Origin of the sequence: Rhodoferax sp., from assembly GCF_014859475.1 — a bacterium.
Classification (GTDB): Bacteria; Pseudomonadota; Gammaproteobacteria; order Burkholderiales; family Burkholderiaceae_C; genus Rhodoferax.
In genome coordinates, this window is record NZ_JACUUE010000008.1 from 19,656 (window position 1) to 35,947 (window position 16,292).

The window sequence follows — 16,292 nt, forward strand, 5'->3', positions numbered from 1 at the left end:
CGGAAGGTCATAAGTTGCCGTCATTCCCACGACAGTGCGCCGCCGGACTGGTATTCAATGACGCGTGTCTCGAAGAAGTTACGCTCTTTCTTCAGATCGATCATTTCACTCATCCATGGGAAAGGATTTTCTTCGTTGGGGTACAGCGCCTCGAGACCGATTTGGGTGGCGCGGCGGTTGGCAATGTAGCGCAGGTAACCCTTGAACATGGACGCATTCATACCGAGCACACCACGCGGCATGGTGTCTTCGGCGTAGCGGTATTCCAGGTCCACTGCAGTCTCAAACAAGGCCTTGATCTCGGCCTTGAATTCGGCCGTCCAGAGTTGCGGGTTTTCCAGCTTGAGCTGGTTGATCAGGTCGATGCCAAAGTTGCAGTGCATGGACTCGTCGCGCAAGATGTACTGGTACTGTTCTGCCGCGCCGGTCATTTTGTTTTGGCGGCCCAGCGCCAGAATCTGGGTGAAGCCGACATAGAAGAACAGGCCTTCCATCAGGCAGGCAAACACAATCAGCGATTTGAGCAGGGTTTGGTCGGTCTCGGGCGTGCCGGTCTTGAACTGCGGGTCCATGATGGCTTCGATGAACGGGATCAGGAATTCGTCCTTGTCGCGGATCGACTTGACCTCGTTGTAGGCGCTGAAAATTTCGCCTTCGTCCAACCCCAACGATTCCACGATGTACTGGTAAGCGTGGGTATGAATGGCTTCTTCAAAAGCCTGGCGCAACAAGAATTGCCGACACTCGGGTGCGGTGATGTGGCGGTAGGTGCCCAGCACAATGTTGTTGGCTGCCAGCGAATCTGCTGTGACAAAAAAACCGAGGTTGCGTTTGACGATGCGGCGCTCGTCTTCGGTCAGGCCATTGGGGTCCTTCCACAGCGCAATGTCGCGCGTCATGTTGACCTCTTGCGGCATCCAGTGGTTGGCACAGCTTGACAGGTATTTTTCCCAGGCCCACTTGTACTTGAAGGGCACCAATTGGTTGACATCGGTCTTGCCGTTGATGATGCGTTTGTCGGCCGCGTTGACACGGCGTTTTGTGCTGGGCGCCGGGGTGCTGGCAGACGCTGTTGGGCTTGGTGCGAATTGCGTGGCAGGCTTGGTCGTCACCTCTGCGAGTCTCGCAAAGTGACTGGGTGACTGCTCTGCCTGCAGCCGTTCTGAGCGGCTGTGAGTGGGTGGCAAACTGGCGGTAGGTGTAACTTCTTCGTCCCAGGACAACATAGTGATTTCCAATGCGTGGATTATGAGATGGTGTGTAAAAAATAGAAAGAAATTTGATGGCCTTTTGAGCGCATGCGTGCAGCACTGTGGCGTGCCAGCATCGCAGCATGGCGCTCAAGGCATGGCTACTGACACGACTCGCATGTGGGGTCATCAACACCACAAAATTTGACATCGGTGGCGGGTATGGCAGCCATCTGCTGGCGCGCCGCTGCTGCTGCTGCATCGAGTGCATTCATGCCGCTGTGCCCGCCTGTGCCCGCGCTCTCACCACCGGCTGACACGGCATTCAAACGGCCCGCCGTAACGGTGGATTTTTCAGCGTGCGTGGCCGATTGGGTGCGCAAGTAATAGGTGGTTTTGAGGCCGCGTACCCAGGCCAGCTTGTAGGTGTCGTCGAGCTTTTTACCCGAGGCGCCCGCCATGTAAATGTTGAGCGACTGACCTTGGTCGATCCACTTCTGGCGCCGTGCCGCGGCTTCCACCAGCCAGCGGGTTTCGACTTCGAAGGCGGTGGCGTAAAGCGACTTGATTTCTTCCGGCACGCGGTCGATGGGGGCCAGCGAACCATCAAAATGTTTGAGGTCCATCACCATGACATCGTCCCAGAGACCGAGTCGTTTGAGGTCGCGCACCAGGTAGCTGCTGATGATGGTGAACTCACCCGACAAATTGGACTTGACCGACAGGTTGCCAAAGCAGGGTTCGATCGACGCATCGACGCCGATGATGTTCGAAATGGTGGCTGTGGGCGCAATGGCCACACAGTTGGAGTTGCGCATGCCGTCTTTGGCGATTTTTTGACGTAACGCGTCCCAGTTCAGGGTGCTGGAACGATCGACTTCGACGTAGCCACCGCGCTCACGCGCCAGCAGGTCAAGCGTGTCGATGGGCAGAATGCCCTGATCCCACAACGAGCCCTTGTAGCTCGAGTATTTGCCGCGCTCACGCGCCAACTCGGTCGATGCGTGGTAGGCGTAATAGCAAATGGCTTCCATCGATTCGTCGGCAAATTGCACACCGCCGTTTCGGTGTCGCTGGTGTTGAGGGTGATTTCGGTGCACAGGTTGCTCGAATGCACCACGCCCGCATGCTGTTGTGGCGAGCGGATGTTGCAGGCGTCCTTGAACGTGATCCAGGGGTGGCCGGTCTCAAACAGCATGGTCAGCATCTTGCGCCACAGGTCGGTGGCTGGCACCGTGCGCGTGGGTTTGATCTCGCCGCGCGCTGCCTTTTCTTCGTAGGCCACGTAGGCCTGCTCGAACGCAATGCCGAATTTGTCGTGCAGGTCGGGCACGTTGTTGGGCGAAAACAGCGTCCACTGGCCTTTTTCCATGACACGCTTCATGAACAGGTCGGGAATCCAGTTGGCGGTGTTCATGTCGTGCGTGCGGCGGCGGTCGTCGCCGGTGTTTTTGCGCAGTTCCAGAAACTCCTCGATGTCGAGGTGCCAGGTTTCGAGGTAGGTGCACACTGCGCCCTTGCGCTTGCCGCCCTGGTTGACCGCTACTGCGGTGTCGTTGACCACCTTGAGGAAGGGCACCACGCCCTGAGACTCGCCATTGGTGCCCTTGATGTGGCTGCCTAGCGCGCGCACACGGGTCCAGTCGTTACCCAGGCCGCCGGCAAATTTGGACAGCAGGGCGTTTTCCTTGATCGACTCGTAGATGCCGTCAAGGTCGTCGGGCACCGTGGTCAGGTAGCAGCTGGACAACTGCGAGCGCAGCGTGCCGCTGTTGAACAGCGTGGGGGTGGAAGACATGAAGTCGAACGAGGAGAGCACTTCATAGAACTCGATGGCGCGTGCTTCGCGGTCGATTTCACCCAGCGCCAAGCCCATGGCGACACGCATGAAAAACGCTTGTGGCAGTTCGATGCGCTGTTTGCCAATGTGCAAAAAGTAGCGGTCATACAGGGTTTGCAGGCCCAGGTAATCAAACTGCAGGTCTCGCTCGGCCTTGAGGGCGCCAGCCAGCCGCACCAGATCGAATTGCTGCAGTTTTTCGTCAAGCAGTTCGTTTTCCACGCCGCGTTTGATGAACTGCGGAAAGTAGTCCACGTAGGCTTGGGGCATGTCGGCTTGCGCCACGTCCTCGCCGAGCACTTCCTTGGCGATGGTGTGAAACAGCAGGCGCGCGGTAGCAAAAGTGTAATCAGGGTCCTTTTCAATCAGCGTGCGGGCCGCCAGCACCGAGGCCTTGTAAACCTCGTCCATGGGCACGCCGTCATACAGGTTGCGCAGCGTTTCAGCCAGGATGGGCTCGGGCCTGACATCGGCACCCAGGCCGCTGCAGGCAGCAACAATGATGCCTTGCAGGCGCGCCAGGTCAAGCAGCACGCGCTGGCCCTTGTCGATGGCGTGCAAGACGGGTGTTGCCGGGGCTTGCTGTTCCATTTTTTGCGCGCGCTCCTGGGCGCGTTTTTCGCGGTACAGCACATAGGCGCGAGCAACTTCATGGTAGCCACCGCGCATCAGGCCGAGTTCGACCTGGTCCTGCACGTCTTCAATGTGAAAGGTGCCGCCGGCCGGGCGCGAGCGCAGCAGGGCGCGAATGACCGCCTGTGTCAGCGCCTCAACGGTTTCGCGCACACTGCTTGATGCCGCACCCTGGGTGCCATGCACGGCCAGAAAGGCCTTCATCATGGCCACGGCAATTTTGTTGGGTTCGAATGACACCACGGCGCCGTTGCGCCGGATGATCTGGTACTGGCTCAAAGCCACCGGGGCGGAAAGGGACAGTGGGCCAGGCGCTGACCCGGCGGCTGCTTGGTTGTGGTTGGCGGGGGCAATGGCTTGGGCCGTCTGCATGGCATCCTCTTCTGAATTGGGTGGGGGGAAACAAGGCGTGTTGCAGCGTTGAAAGTCTGTCGGCTTGTTTTCGAGGCAACAAGCTTAACACTATATGTAGTGCTTCATCGTGCAAAAAACACTATCTGTAGTGGTGGTTTGCATTTTGCGCTTGCGATGCCACGCGCTTTGCATCTTGGGTTTTGATGGCGTTCAATGTCCGCTTTGTCTTGCTTAAGTGCGATTTTGTCAGCGTTTCAACGCGGCGCTGGAAGCCACCGGGCTTGGCGCGTCCAGGCGCACGGCCGAGGGTAAATACCGATCATCGAGCCCGAGGTTTTTTTGCAACTGCAGCCAGTCAAAGCCCGCGCCAGGGTCGGCCTTGCGGCCCGGGGCGATGTGTTCGTGGCCCGCCACATGGGCCACAGGGTAGTGTTGCATCAGCGCGGCGCACAAGCTGCCCAGGGTTTCATACTGCGCGGCTGCAAACGGCTCGCCGTCGAGACCTTCGAGCTCAATGCCGATGCTGTCGTCATTGCAGTTGCTGCGGCCCCGGTAGCAGGAAGCCCCGGCGTGCCAGGCGCGGTCATCGCAACTGACCAGCTGCCAGAGCTCGCCGTTGCGCCGGATGAAAAAATGGGCAGACACCTGCATGCCCTTGATTTGATCGAAATAAGGGTGTGCCTGCCAATCCAGCTGGTTGTTGAAAAACTGCAGCACTTCGAGCCCGCCATACTGGCCGGGCGGCAAACTGATGGCGTGCAGCACGACCAGGTCAATGCTTGCCTGCGGTGGACGCGGGCCGAAGTTGGGTGAGGCTTGGTGCGCGGCAAACCGGTACCAGCCCTGGCGCCAAAGCGCAGCAGAGCTGGGGTGTTTTGGCAGCGCTTCAGTCGGGCGCGGCAACGGGGTCGTCCTGGTTGGGCGTATCGATGTGCAGCCGGGCAATGCGGTAGCGCATCTGGCGCAGGCTCAACCCCAGGCGCGTGGCGGCAGCGCTACGGTTGAAGTCGGTGGTCTGCAAGGCGCGGCTCAAAATGCTGCGTTCCTGCGCATCGAGGTACTGTTGCAGGTCGGTGGGCATCCACTCGGCATCTGCAAGCGTGGGCGGGCCGTCAGCCGGGTACCGGGTGCTGCGGTGCGATGGGTTGGGCGGCTCCAATTGCAGGCTTGTCCCGTCACCCAGCGCCACCGCGCGATGCAGCAGGTTTTCAAGCTCGCGCACATTGCCCGCCAACGGCAAGCTGGCGAGCTGCTCCAGCGCGTCATCTTGTAGCACCGGGGTGGCAATGCCGGCCTCATCGGCGATGCGCGACAGCAGCGCCTTGCACAACTCAGGCAGGTCTTCGGTGCGCTCACGCAGCGGCGCGATCACCATGTCAATCACGTTGATCCGGTAGTACAGGTCTTGCCGGAAGCTGCCCTTTTCCACCTCTTCTGCCAGCTGTTTGTGGGTGGCACTGACGATGCGCACGTCCACCACATCCTCTTGCGTCGAGCCCAGCGGCCGGACGCGGCGCTCCTGGATGGCGCGTAGCAATTTGGACTGCATCGCCAGCGGCAGGTCGCCAATTTCATCCAGAAACAGCGTGCCCCCGCTGGCGGCCTGAAAAAACCCCTCGCGGTCCACCAGCGCGCCGGTGTAAGCGCCTTTCTTGGCTCCAAAAAATTCGGCTTCCAGCAGCGCCTCGGGAATGGCGCTGCAATTGACGGCCACCCACGGACCCTTGGCGCGGTGGCTGTTGGCGTGAATCGCATAGGCCACCAGTTCTTTGCCGGTGCCCGACTCGCCGGTGACCAGCACCGGCGCCATGCTGGTGGCCACCTTGAGGATGCGCTCCTTGATCTGGCGCATGCAGCTTGACTCGCCGACCAGGCGGTCCAATGCCCGCTGGCCCAGCGCGCCGGCACCCGCCTGGTTAACCGGGACGGTCGGTGCCATGGCCAAGGCCGATGTCACCGGACTGTTGACGGCCGAGGCAATCACACGGCGAAACTGTTTCAGGTCAACCGGCTTGGTGAGGTAGTCAAAGGCCCCGCCCTTGAGCGCCTCGACCGCGTTTTCTGCCGAACCATAGGCGGTGATCACCACACAGCGCTCACCGCGTTGGGCGGCCTTGAGTTCTGTGATCAATGACAAGCCGATGCCATCGGGCAGGCGCATGTCGGTGATGAGCACATCGAAAACCTGTTCGGCCAGCAGTTTGCGCGCCTGCTGCAAGTCGCCAGCCGTATCTACCAGGTAGCCCTCGCGCAACAGCGTCAGCTCGTACAGCGTGCGCAGATCGGGCTCGTCGTCAACCACCAGAATCCGTGCGTTTGATTTGGCGTTGGTCATGACGCGGCTACCACCTGCTTGCTGCCGGCTGGCGTGTTGGGGGGCTTGCTGCAGAACATCACACTGAACTCATTACCTGGTTTAACCGTTTGACCAAACGTCCGATGGTTGCGTTCATACGCCATGCTGGCGCCATGGCTCTCGCACAATTCCCGGCAAATATAAAGCCCCAGACCACTGGAACGGCTCTCGGAGGAAAAAAAAGGTTCAAACAAATGCTGCTCCACCGAGGGGTCAAGTGGCTCGCCGTCGCTCCAGACCAGCAGGCAGACGCTGGGTGCGCCAGCGTCAACCGGGTCAATATGCAGACTGATTTGAATCGGTTCGGGTTCAGGGCGGGCGTAGCGCTGGGCGTTGTCGAGCAGGTTGATGAGAATGCGGCGCAAGTGTTCAGCGTCAAACCAGACCCAGACCGCGCTATTGGGGACTTGCACCGCAATATCGGATGTGTTGGCAACCTGGCTTTGCCAGTCGCGGCAGATTCGCGGCAGTGCCTGAGACAGGTCAATGGCATCGGCCTGCGCCACCTGACTGGTATTGGTGCGCTGGGCGATGTGCAGAATGTCGTGTACCGTTTTTTCAAGTCGCAGCGCGTTTTGCCCGACCAGTCGGGTCAATTGCTGCTGGCCCGGGTCCGACACATCTTCCGACAGCAGGGCATTGGCTTGCACGATGGCAGCCAGGGGGTTGCGAATTTCATGGGCAACCGCGGCCGACATGCGGCCCATGCTGGCAAACTTTTCGGTGCGGATACGGGCCTGCAGCTCACGCTGGTCCTGCAAAAAAACCACGCACATGCCCTGCGCGTCAGAATTGAGTTGCGCCGTCAACTGGGTGCGCGCCGACACGAGTCGGGCACCTTGGCCCGCGTGCTGCACGCTGATGTCGCGTTGTTGCGCCAACTGCGTCGTAAAGCTTTCATCGATCAGCTGACGCAAATCCTGCCATACCGGCGTCTTGACCAAATCCAGCGGCAGGCTCAAGGCACCCTGGGGCGGGCTGAGCAGCTTTTTGGCAGCCGGGTTGGCTGAGCGCACCTGATGCTGTGCATCGACCACCAGAACGCCTTCGCCCAAGGTCTTGATGATGAGCTCATTGACTTGCCGCTGCACGGCGGTGGCCAACTGGCTGCGCTGTGCCTTTAACTCGACACTGGCCAGCCGGGTGACCATCTGGCGGGCGATGAATGAAATGGCAAAACAGCCCGCGCCGGTGAGCGCTGCCTGTGAAAAAAGCGCGCTGGTGTTCCATGGCGCCTGCAAAGAGAGCCAGCCGGCATAGCCGAACAGCAGCAGGGTGACACCGGCGGCGCTGGCCATTGCCATCAGCTGCGAGCCCAGAATGGAGGCCATCAGGACCGGCAGGGCAAACAGCGGGGTGTAATTGATGCTGCTGTCTTGCAGCGTCTGAAGCGCAGCGAACGCGAGCAAGTCCACTCCCACAATGCGCAACCATGCGCCGTTAAAGTGGGGCCCGAGTTGCCTTGGTGCTGCCATGATGCGCTCGGCCAGAGTGGCCATCAGGTAGGCCGAGCAAATCAACAGGGAAATCAGGCTGGGTGCCTGCGCGGCCATGCCATACAAGCCGGCCTGCAAGGCCACCAGCACAGCGCCCAGGGTGGCACGCGCGGTCATGAAGCCACGCCACAAACGCTCGAACTCGTCGGGATGGTCTTCCAGATTGGCGTTGCCCTCGGGTGTCTTCAGGCCAAACCAGGTGGATGCCCGTGCGGATAACATCGCTCAGGGTTCCGCTTGGTGCAAGTGCTCCACGCAGCAATAACCCCCGAGCTTGCCCTGCACCGCTTCTGCCCGTGGCACATGCACGGCGCAACGGCTGCAGGCCACCGTGTCGAGGGTTGGCGGCAACGGGGCGGGTGGCGGTGGTGGCTGCTGGCCGACAGCTGACGCGCGACTGCGCCAGAGCCAGACCCCGGCAAGCACCAGCAGCAAAAGCAGGAGGCCTCTCACAGGCTTTGTCCCAGCACGACTTCCATGACAAAGCGCGAGCCGGCATAGGCCAGCAGCAGCAGGCCCGAACCCGCGTAAAGAAAACGCACCGCGCGCTTGCCGCGCCAGCCAAAACGGGCGCGACCGATGATCAGCACCGCAAAAACAAGCCATGACAGCACTGAAAAGATCGTCTTGTGGTCCCACCTGATGGCCTGGCCCGCGCCGTACAACTGACCACCAAAGAAAAAGCCGGCCAACAGCGTCGCCGTCAACAAGGCAAAGCCGAGGTGGACAAAGTGAAATGTCAGCCGTTCCATGGTCAGCAGCGGCAGTCCGCCAGCGTCGTTGCTGGCCAGGCGCATGCGGGACTCGGCGCGCGACATCAGCCAGGCGTGAACCACCGCCACGGCAAACAAGCCATAAGAAGCAATGCCCAACGCCCAATGCAGCGGTAGCCAGGGCGAAACGGTGGCGCTCAAGACGCTGCCCGGAAACAGCAAAGCCAACAGCACCGCCGCCGAACCTGCGCCAGAAAGTAGCCAGGGCGTTTTGAGTTGCGGAAAAACATAACTTTCGATGGCGTACACCAGCCCGACCAGCCAGGCGGTCACGGACAGTGCTGGCGCAAAACCGAAGCGCGGCTCGCTACCCCAAAGGCCTGATGCCAGCATAACGCCATGCAAACACCAAGCCAGCCAGACCGCCACCCGGGGCAGCGTCTGGCCAATACGGGCAGCACCCGCGGCAGACGCGGCATAGGCGGCTGATGCGCCCACGGCCAGGATTAACGTGAAGGGGGTGGCACTGGCTAAAATCATGTGCACAGTTTAGCGTTTTGTATTCTGTTTTTTTCACACTTGGCATTAACACAGGTTCCGTTTGCCGGAAAAATACCCTATGGCCTCCGCCCTCACCGACAAACTCTCGCGCCTGGTTAAAGAAATACGCGGCCAGGCCCGCATCACCGAAGCCAACGTGGCCGACATGCTGCGCGAGGTGCGCATGGCGCTGCTCGAGGCCGACGTGGCGCTGCCGGTGGTGCGCGACTTTATTGCCCGAGTGAAAGAGAAGGCGCTGGGCCAGGACGTGCTGGGCTCGCTCACGCCAGGTCAGGCGCTGGTGAGCATTGTCAACAAGGAACTGGCCGCCACCATGGGCGACGGCGTGGCCGACATCAACCTGGCGGCGCAACCGCCCGCAGTCATTCTGATGGCGGGCTTGCAGGGCGCAGGTAAAACCACCACCACCGCCAAGCTGGCCAAGCATTTGATCGAAAAGCGCAACAAGAAAGTGCTGACCGTGTCTGGCGACGTGTATCGCCCAGCCGCCATCGAGCAGCTCAAGACCGTCACCGCGCAGGCCGGGGCCGAGTGGTTTCCAAGCACTCCAGAGCAAAAACCGGTGGACATTGCGCTGGCGGCGCTGGACTACGCGCGCAAACACTATTTTGATGTGTTGCTGGTCGATACCGCGGGCCGCCTGGCCATTGACGACGTGCTGATGCGCGAAATCAAGGACCTGCACGCCGCCATCAACCCGGTGGAAACCCTGTTTGTGGTCGATGCCATGCAGGGCCAGGACGCGGTCAACACGGCCAAGGCATTCAAGGACGCGCTGCCGCTGACCGGCATCGTCCTGACCAAGCTCGACGGCGACTCGCGTGGCGGTGCGGCTTTGTCGGTGCGCCAGGTCACCGGCGCGCCGATCAAGTTTGCCGGTATCAGCGAGAAGCTTGACGGGCTTGAAGTGTTCGATGCCGAACGCCACGCCGGGCGCATTCTGGGTATGGGCGACATTCTGGCGCTGGTGGAGCAGGTCACGGCCGGGGTTGATATGGCATCGGCGCAAAAGCTGGCGGCCAAGGTCAAAAGCGGGGCCAGCTTTGACCTCAACGATTTTTTGAGCCAGATTCAGCAAATGAAGCAAATGGGCGGCCTGAGCAGTTTGATGGACAAATTGCCTGCCGCCATGGCCGCCAAGGCCGGTCAGATGGACATGGGCCGGGTCGAAAAAGACGTCAAGCGCAAGGAGGGCATCATCCAGAGCATGACACCGCTGGAGCGGCGCAAGCCCGAGCTCATCAAAGCCACCCGCAAGCGCCGCATTGCCGCCGGTGCCGGTGTGCAGGTGCAGGAGGTCAACCGCATGCTCAAGGAATTCGAGCAAATGCAGGACATGATGAAAAAAATGAAGGGCGGCGGCATGATGAAAATGATGAAGCGCATGGGCGGCATGAAAGGCATGCCAAAAATGCCGTTTTGAATCCGCTGCGCCCGCTCACCTGGCCTGCAACACCAGATCAATACGGCGCTGGATGCCCGCTGCCGCTTCGGCATTGCCGATGGTCTGATTGCGTTTGAGCTGCACGCCCAGCCATGCCAGCAAGGGCCGACGCCAGCCCTGCTTTGATGCCGTTTCAACCGCCAGATCGATGTCGGCGCTGTGCATGGGTTCCCTTTGCATCAGCGCGCCGGCCGCCACCAGGCGCGCCAATGGGTCTTCAATCTGATTGAGTTTGCCAGCGCTGGGCGCTGACGTTGCGTTGGCCTCTTGTTTGGCCAGTGCCTGGCTTTGGCTCACCAGCGCGCGGTAGTGCACGGGCAATTGTGCCGCTTCCAATGTGCTCCAGCGCCCCGCGATGAAGCTGGCGTAGGCTTGCTCGGGCGCTGCGGCATCTTGCGCCAGCGCCTGGTAAGCTGTACAGGGGTGCAACACCAGGCTGGCCACTTGCGTGGCGCAGCGCAGCAGTTCAAGGCGCGCCATCAGGTTGGGGCGGCCGGTGCGGGCGACCTCGGCTTTGGCGCGGGCAAATTCAACTTCTGCCACTTGCAAGTTGCCTTCAAGGTAGGCCGAGGTGTAACTTTGGACGGCGGCAAAAGACTGGCTTTGCCAGTCGGCTGGCGGTGGTGTGCTGGCGCAAGCGCCAAGCAGCAGGGCAGCGCCGAGGGCTGACAATTTTTTCATGGCAATTTGATCTCGGTGTCGCGGGCGAACGGCCACTTGCGGTTGATCTCGTCGGTGAGCTGGCTCAGGCGGCGCAAGCTGGCCTCCACCTCGGCGCGCAAGGCGCCCAGGTCGGTGCTGGCCACGCGCACATTGGTACCCACCGCCTGCGCTTCGGCCAGCACGGCATCGACGTTTTTCAGGGTGCTGCGGGTGTCGCCCAGTACCGTCTGGAGTTGGTCGAGCGCCGCCTTGCCGCTGCTCAAGGTGGCCTGGGTGCTGTCCACCACACCGCCCTTGTCGAATACACGTTGCTCCGCCTTGGCCAGCAGGCTGTTGACGCGCTCCAGCGCCTGGATGATTTTTTTGGCATTGGCATCGCTGCCCATCACGCCCGAGAGCACGCCATACTGGCTGTTCATGCGTTCGGTGGTGGTTTTGAGTTGCCCGAGGCTGGCGTTCAGCGGTGACCCGGTGCTGGTCATGGCCTCCAGGTTTTCCAGCAGCGCGCGGGCCGACGCGATCAGGCGCGGCATCTCGGCTGAGGTGTCGCCGCGCAACAGTGTGCGTTCTGTGTCGGGCGGCAGCGGCGGGTCGCTCAGGATGCCGCTGTAGGCGCGCAGGCGGGTGTCGCCCACCATGCCGCGCTCCAGGGTAAAGATGCTGGAAGTGCGCAACCAGCGCGCCTGCTTGTGCGGCACGTCAATCACCATGCGCGCCATGCCGTCGCTGGCCAGCTCGATGCGGCGCACCCGGCCAATCGGAAAACCAGAAAACGTCAGGTCCATGCCCACCATCACGCCCTCGGAGTCTTCCGAGATCAACACCAGCTGCTGCGTGCTTTCAAACACGCCGCGGGCCACCATCACATACAGCACAAAACCTGTCACCAAAGCGGCCATCAGCAACATCAGCGCCTTGGCGCGACGCTCGATGTGGGTGATGGCGGGGCTGGGTTCGGTGGTGTTGGTCATGGGCGGGGCCAGGTGGATCAGACGTATTTGACAACAAGCGAGATCGCTTCGAGCAAAAACAAAACCAGGAACAGGCGCACGGCGCCGGGCTGGATCGTATCGGTGACGCGCTGTTGCGCAGCCTCCAGGCTGGCGGCCAACGGTACCACGGCCACCGCCAGACTGAAAAACAGCGTTTTCAGTACAAAGCCCAGGCTCACCGGCAAATCAAAAACCTGGCCCACGGTGCGCGTGAAGCCGGACAAGCCCCAGGGCGACAGGCCATACACCGTGAGGTAGGTCAGCACCAAAATGACCGCACTGCTGAGTGTGGCCAGCGCCAGCACCGCAAAGGCATCGGCGAGCACGCGCGGTGTCAAATGGTCGCGCAAATGATCAAGGTCGAGCGTCTGGTGCACTGAGGCAGGCCGGGCTGCTACAACGACAGCGCCAGCGTTAAAAGCCAGTCCTGCGCGCAAGGCCACAAACAGCGCGGCCGACAAGGGGATGAGTTCCAGCACCAGCACACGCACCACCATCTGCAAGGCGTATTGCGACAGGCCATAACTCAGCGCGGTCACCACCACAATGCGGATCAACACCAGACTCAACAGGGCCGTGAGTGCGGTAAACCACGGCATCACCCGCCAGGTGCTGGTATAGATGTGCTGCGCCGTGCGCTGGCGAAACGCCTGGGTGTAACTGCCTGGCGTGAGTGCCAGCGCCAGCACCAGCGCACCCACATGCAGCATGTGCCACCAGCTGCGCACATGGCGTAACGGTGCCGCCAGCCAGGGGTGGTCTGCCATGCTCATGCGAGGCAGTTATCGCGCTTTAGCGGGATCACAAGAAAAGTCCATCATGGCCAGCGCTGTTCAGCAAACGCTTGCGGCAGGATAACCCGGCCTTGCATCACAGCATCTTGCAGTAGCAATTTGTCACCAGAAACCAGCGTCAAGTCGGAGCGACTGGCGAGCAAATCCCACAGAAATTGGTCGCCGACATCCGGGGCGACGGGCACCTTTGGGTTTATGAGCGGGGCCAGCATAATGGCGTGGCGGGCAATGTCGGTCAAAACGATCTCGATTTCCGGCTCTGACAGGCCATGCAGCTTGCGCAACTTGGGCCGCTCCAGTACAGAACGGTACTCGGTCAGCAGCGTTTGTGACAAAACAAATCCAAATTCCGCTCGCAACATGCCGTCAAGAATGCGCACCACACTGGATTGGGCATGCTGGGTGATCAAGCCAGCCACCACGACATTGGTGTCGATGATAAAAAAGCGCGTCATGAAGGGTGCCGCACTGCAGTCACCTCTTTCAGCGCCAGCGTGAGTGCTTGTTCTTCAGTGAGTCCGCTATCAGACCTTGCCCGGCGCACCAGATCAAGTGCCTGCTCGCGTGACTTGATGCCAAAAAAATCAAGACTTTCGTCGATCAGCTGGCCAATGGTTTTGTTGCGCTGCACGGCAGCTTCCTTGAGCGCGCGGTAGCGTGACTCAGCAAGTGTGATCGTCAAGCGACTCATGGCAAATCCTTTGATTGGTGTTAAAGCATCAATATGATAATGCACTTTGCAAACCAGTTCAGGTGCCCCGCCAATTCAGCTTTCCGGATTGCCAGACCTGTCCCCGGTTCAACCCTGCGTGGCATCAAACACGCAGTAGCGGTTTTTGCCCGCGCCTTTGGCTTGGTACATGGCCTGATCGGCCTGGCGCAAAAGGCGGTCGGCATCGAGGTCTTGTGCCTGCGGGTAAAAGGTGACGCCCAGGCTGGCTGAAAGCTGCAAGCTCAGGTCGCCCATTGGCACGGGCAGTGAGGCGGCAGTCAGCAGCCGTTTGAGCAGCGGCACGCTGGTCGCGGTGTCTTCCAGGTCGGTCAGCACCGCCACAAACTCGTCCCCGCCAATGCGGGCCAGGGTGTCGCCCTCGCGCAGCGCCTCTTTTAAACGCGTTGACAGGGCGATGAGCATCTGGTCGCCTGTTTGGTGACCGTGTTGGTCGTTGATGGCCTTGAAGCCATCGAGGTCAAGAAAGACCACCGCCAGTTGTCTGCCGCGCCGCTGCTCCTGCGCCATGGCCTGATGCAGGCGGTCCGCCAGCAGCGTGCGGTTGGGCAGGTGGGTGAGTGCGTCAAAGTGGGCCAGATGCTCCAGCTGGCTTTGGTAGGTTTTGCGCTCGGTGATGTCGGAAAACAGGCCAACATACTGTTGGGTGCTGCCTTGCCCGTCGCGTATCGCACTGATGGTCAGCAGTTCAGCAATCAATGTGCCGTCTTTGCGTCGGTTCCAGATTTCGCCGCTCCAGTGGCCTTGCGCTTGCAAGGCGCCCCACATGGCTTGGTAGAACGCAGCGTTTTGTCTGTCGGAGCTCAGAATGCTTGGATTCTGGCCGATGGCCTCTTCGCGGGTGTAGCCGGTAATGCGGGTAAAGGCGTCATTGACATCAAGCATGGTGCCCTTGTGGTCGGTGATGGTGATGCCTTCACGGGCATGGCTAAAGACACTGGCAGTGAGCCGTAGCTGCTCCTGCGCCACGATGCGCTCGGTGATGTCTATCAAGACGCCCTGGTAATGCGTGACGCTGCCGTCGGCTTTTCTTCTGATGGCGGTGTCGTCGTTGACCCACTTCACTTGCCCGCCCTTGGTGATGATCCGGTAAGGCAGGTGCGTAAATTTTGTCGTGTCTTTCTCACTGCTGTGGCGCACCACTTCTTCACCCACCCTGGTGAGGTCTTCCGGGTGAATCAAGCTGGAATACACCACGGCGCCTGAAGTAAATTCATCAGCCGTGTAGCCAAAAAGCGCTGTTACATTGGTGGAAACAAATTCAACCGGCCAGTTTTCTTCATTTCGCCATAAGAAGGCGACGGCCAAGCTTCGGTCAAAGATGTCATGCGCTTCCCGTAGCGCGCTTTCTGCCTGTTTTTGCTCGGTGATGTCCTGCACGGTTCCTGCGACAGCACTTGGACCAGCCACCTCGTGCCTGACCTCGCCCTGGACACGAACCCAGCGAACATCGCCCTGGGCTGTGCTGATCTGTAACTCCAGATCGAATGGTTTTCTGTCTTCGACGGCTGTGTTGACCGCTTGCTCGAAGCGCTGGCGTGACTCGGGCAGGCAATGGCTGAGCGCCTGCGCAATGGTGACCGGCTCTGTCACTGGCAGCCCAAAAATGTGACAGGTCTCTTCAGTCAACAACAGGCGGCCGCTGGCCAGATGCGCTTTCCAGCCACCGAGCTGGGCGATGCGCTGTGTTTCGCGCAATTGCTGTTCGCGTTCAGTCAGGTGGGCCTGGGTTTGGAGGAGGATGGCGTTGGCGGCAACGCTGCGGCGCAGGAATAACATCATCGCTACCACCGCCGCGATGATGGCAGCCATCACCAACCCCCCGCCAACCCAGGCAAAACGCATGCCCTCTGCATAGGTTTGCTGTGCCCGCTGCCGCACCTCTGTGGCGCGTACGATAAAGCGGGTATTCAATTCGGCCAGCGCCTTGAGTGCCGGGCCGTCGTTGACCTTGACCACGGCATCGAGTTCTTCTGAGCTGGCACCTGCAGCCACCATCGGATGCACTTTGGCGTAGTTGCTGATGTGTTCCTCAAAGGTGCTTCGAATCTGCGCGATGGCCGCCTTGTCTTCACTCTCCTCAAGCAAGGTGTCGAGCTGGTCCAGTTGCACGCGCAAGGCGGCAATGTTGGCCTCGATGTTTGGCTGGTAACGCGTCAGGTCGCGGCTCAGCACGAGGTTCTTGAAGTTGTGGATAAAGCCGCCGTAGCCGGTTTGGCGATTGAAATCTGCCAATGCATTGACCACCGCCGAGGCCCGGGTATTGTGGTGTTCCCAGGCTACTTGGGCCTCCCGGAAGTGCCACAGACTGCTCAAGCCGAAGAAGAGGCTGATCAGCACAACGAAAACGCCGGCAGCCAGGATGGCACGGCCCTGGCGTCGCTGGCTGATGATGCTGGGCGCCATGCCCTGTCGCTCACTTTCCCCAAAGTTCATTCAAACCGCCGCTTTTTTAACGTGAAAGAACATCGTCATTGCGAACGAAGTGACAGAGCCGTCATTGCGAACGAAGTGAAGCAATCCATG

13 protein-coding genes and 1 pseudogene are annotated in these 16,292 nt (G+C 60.5%); 1 reads left to right on the forward strand and 13 read right to left on the reverse strand.

What is annotated here, in order from left to right:
• Window positions 1-20: 20 nt before the first annotated feature.
• The 7 genes and pseudogenes from IBX54_RS01565 to IBX54_RS01595 all read right to left on the reverse strand — a co-directional run bounded on the left by IBX54_RS01565 (window position 21) and on the right by IBX54_RS01595 (window position 9,122).
• Window positions 21-1,226, reverse strand: coding sequence for a ribonucleotide-diphosphate reductase subunit beta (locus IBX54_RS01565; protein ID WP_296540899.1), 1,206 nt, complete (start codon window positions 1,224-1,226; stop codon window positions 21-23).
• Window positions 1,227-1,351: 125 nt separating this feature from the next.
• Window positions 1,352-4,035: pseudogene (locus IBX54_RS01570) on the reverse strand (ribonucleoside-diphosphate reductase subunit alpha).
• A gap of 228 nt (window positions 4,036-4,263) precedes the next feature.
• On the reverse strand, window positions 4,264-4,920 hold the full coding sequence (ampD, locus tag IBX54_RS01575) for a 1,6-anhydro-N-acetylmuramyl-L-alanine amidase AmpD (protein WP_296540900.1): 657 nt from the start codon (window positions 4,918-4,920) through the stop codon (window positions 4,264-4,266).
• A complete protein-coding gene (locus tag IBX54_RS01580) occupies window positions 4,904-6,352 on the reverse strand; it encodes a sigma-54 dependent transcriptional regulator (protein WP_296540901.1) in 1,449 nt (482 codons plus the stop codon). Before IBX54_RS01580 ends, ampD begins: the two co-directional genes overlap by 17 nt.
• Window positions 6,349-8,091 carry an ATP-binding protein gene (locus tag IBX54_RS01585; protein WP_296540902.1) on the reverse strand — a complete coding sequence of 581 codons (1,743 nt, stop codon included), beginning with the start codon at window positions 8,089-8,091 and terminating at the stop codon, window positions 6,349-6,351. Before IBX54_RS01585 ends, IBX54_RS01580 begins: the two co-directional genes overlap by 4 nt.
• Before the next feature lie 3 nt (window positions 8,092-8,094).
• The gene (locus IBX54_RS01590; protein ID WP_296540903.1) at window positions 8,095-8,322 is read right to left on the reverse strand and encodes a PP0621 family protein; all 228 of its coding nucleotides are present in this window, start codon (window positions 8,320-8,322) and stop codon (window positions 8,095-8,097) included.
• Complete coding sequence (locus IBX54_RS01595) at window positions 8,319-9,122, reverse strand: inner membrane protein YpjD (protein ID WP_296540904.1); 804 nt, start codon at window positions 9,120-9,122, stop codon at window positions 8,319-8,321. The genes IBX54_RS01590 and IBX54_RS01595 overlap by 4 nt, the downstream gene beginning before the upstream one ends.
• Before the next feature lie 79 nt (window positions 9,123-9,201).
• Here IBX54_RS01595 and ffh point away from each other — a divergent pair, with 79 nt between their 5' ends.
• Entirely contained in the window at window positions 9,202-10,566 is a 1,365-nt protein-coding gene (gene ffh, locus IBX54_RS01600; protein WP_296540905.1) for a signal recognition particle protein, read from the forward strand.
• A gap of 15 nt (window positions 10,567-10,581) precedes the next feature.
• On the opposite strand, the gene IBX54_RS01605 is transcribed toward ffh, so the two are convergent.
• The 6 genes from IBX54_RS01605 to IBX54_RS01630 all read right to left on the reverse strand — a co-directional run bounded on the left by IBX54_RS01605 (window position 10,582) and on the right by IBX54_RS01630 (window position 16,202).
• A complete protein-coding gene (locus tag IBX54_RS01605) occupies window positions 10,582-11,268 on the reverse strand; it encodes a hypothetical protein (RefSeq protein ID WP_296540906.1) in 687 nt (228 codons plus the stop codon).
• Complete coding sequence (locus IBX54_RS01610) at window positions 11,265-12,221, reverse strand: mammalian cell entry protein (protein WP_296540907.1); 957 nt, start codon at window positions 12,219-12,221, stop codon at window positions 11,265-11,267. The genes IBX54_RS01605 and IBX54_RS01610 overlap by 4 nt, the downstream gene beginning before the upstream one ends.
• A 17-nt stretch (window positions 12,222-12,238) precedes the next feature.
• On the reverse strand, window positions 12,239-13,015 hold the full coding sequence (locus IBX54_RS01615; protein ID WP_296540908.1) for an ABC transporter permease: 777 nt from the start codon (window positions 13,013-13,015) through the stop codon (window positions 12,239-12,241).
• A gap of 44 nt (window positions 13,016-13,059) precedes the next feature.
• Window positions 13,060-13,491, reverse strand: coding sequence for a putative toxin-antitoxin system toxin component, PIN family (locus IBX54_RS01620; protein WP_296540909.1), 432 nt, complete (start codon window positions 13,489-13,491; stop codon window positions 13,060-13,062).
• The gene (locus IBX54_RS01625; protein WP_296540910.1) at window positions 13,488-13,727 is read right to left on the reverse strand and encodes a CopG family transcriptional regulator; all 240 of its coding nucleotides are present in this window, start codon (window positions 13,725-13,727) and stop codon (window positions 13,488-13,490) included. Before IBX54_RS01625 ends, IBX54_RS01620 begins: the two co-directional genes overlap by 4 nt.
• Window positions 13,728-13,835: 108 nt before the next feature.
• Window positions 13,836-16,202 (reverse strand): diguanylate cyclase, encoded by a 2,367-nt coding sequence (locus IBX54_RS01630; RefSeq protein WP_296540911.1) that lies wholly within the window; start codon window positions 16,200-16,202, stop codon window positions 13,836-13,838.
• Between the last annotated feature and the right edge of the window lie 90 nt (window positions 16,203-16,292).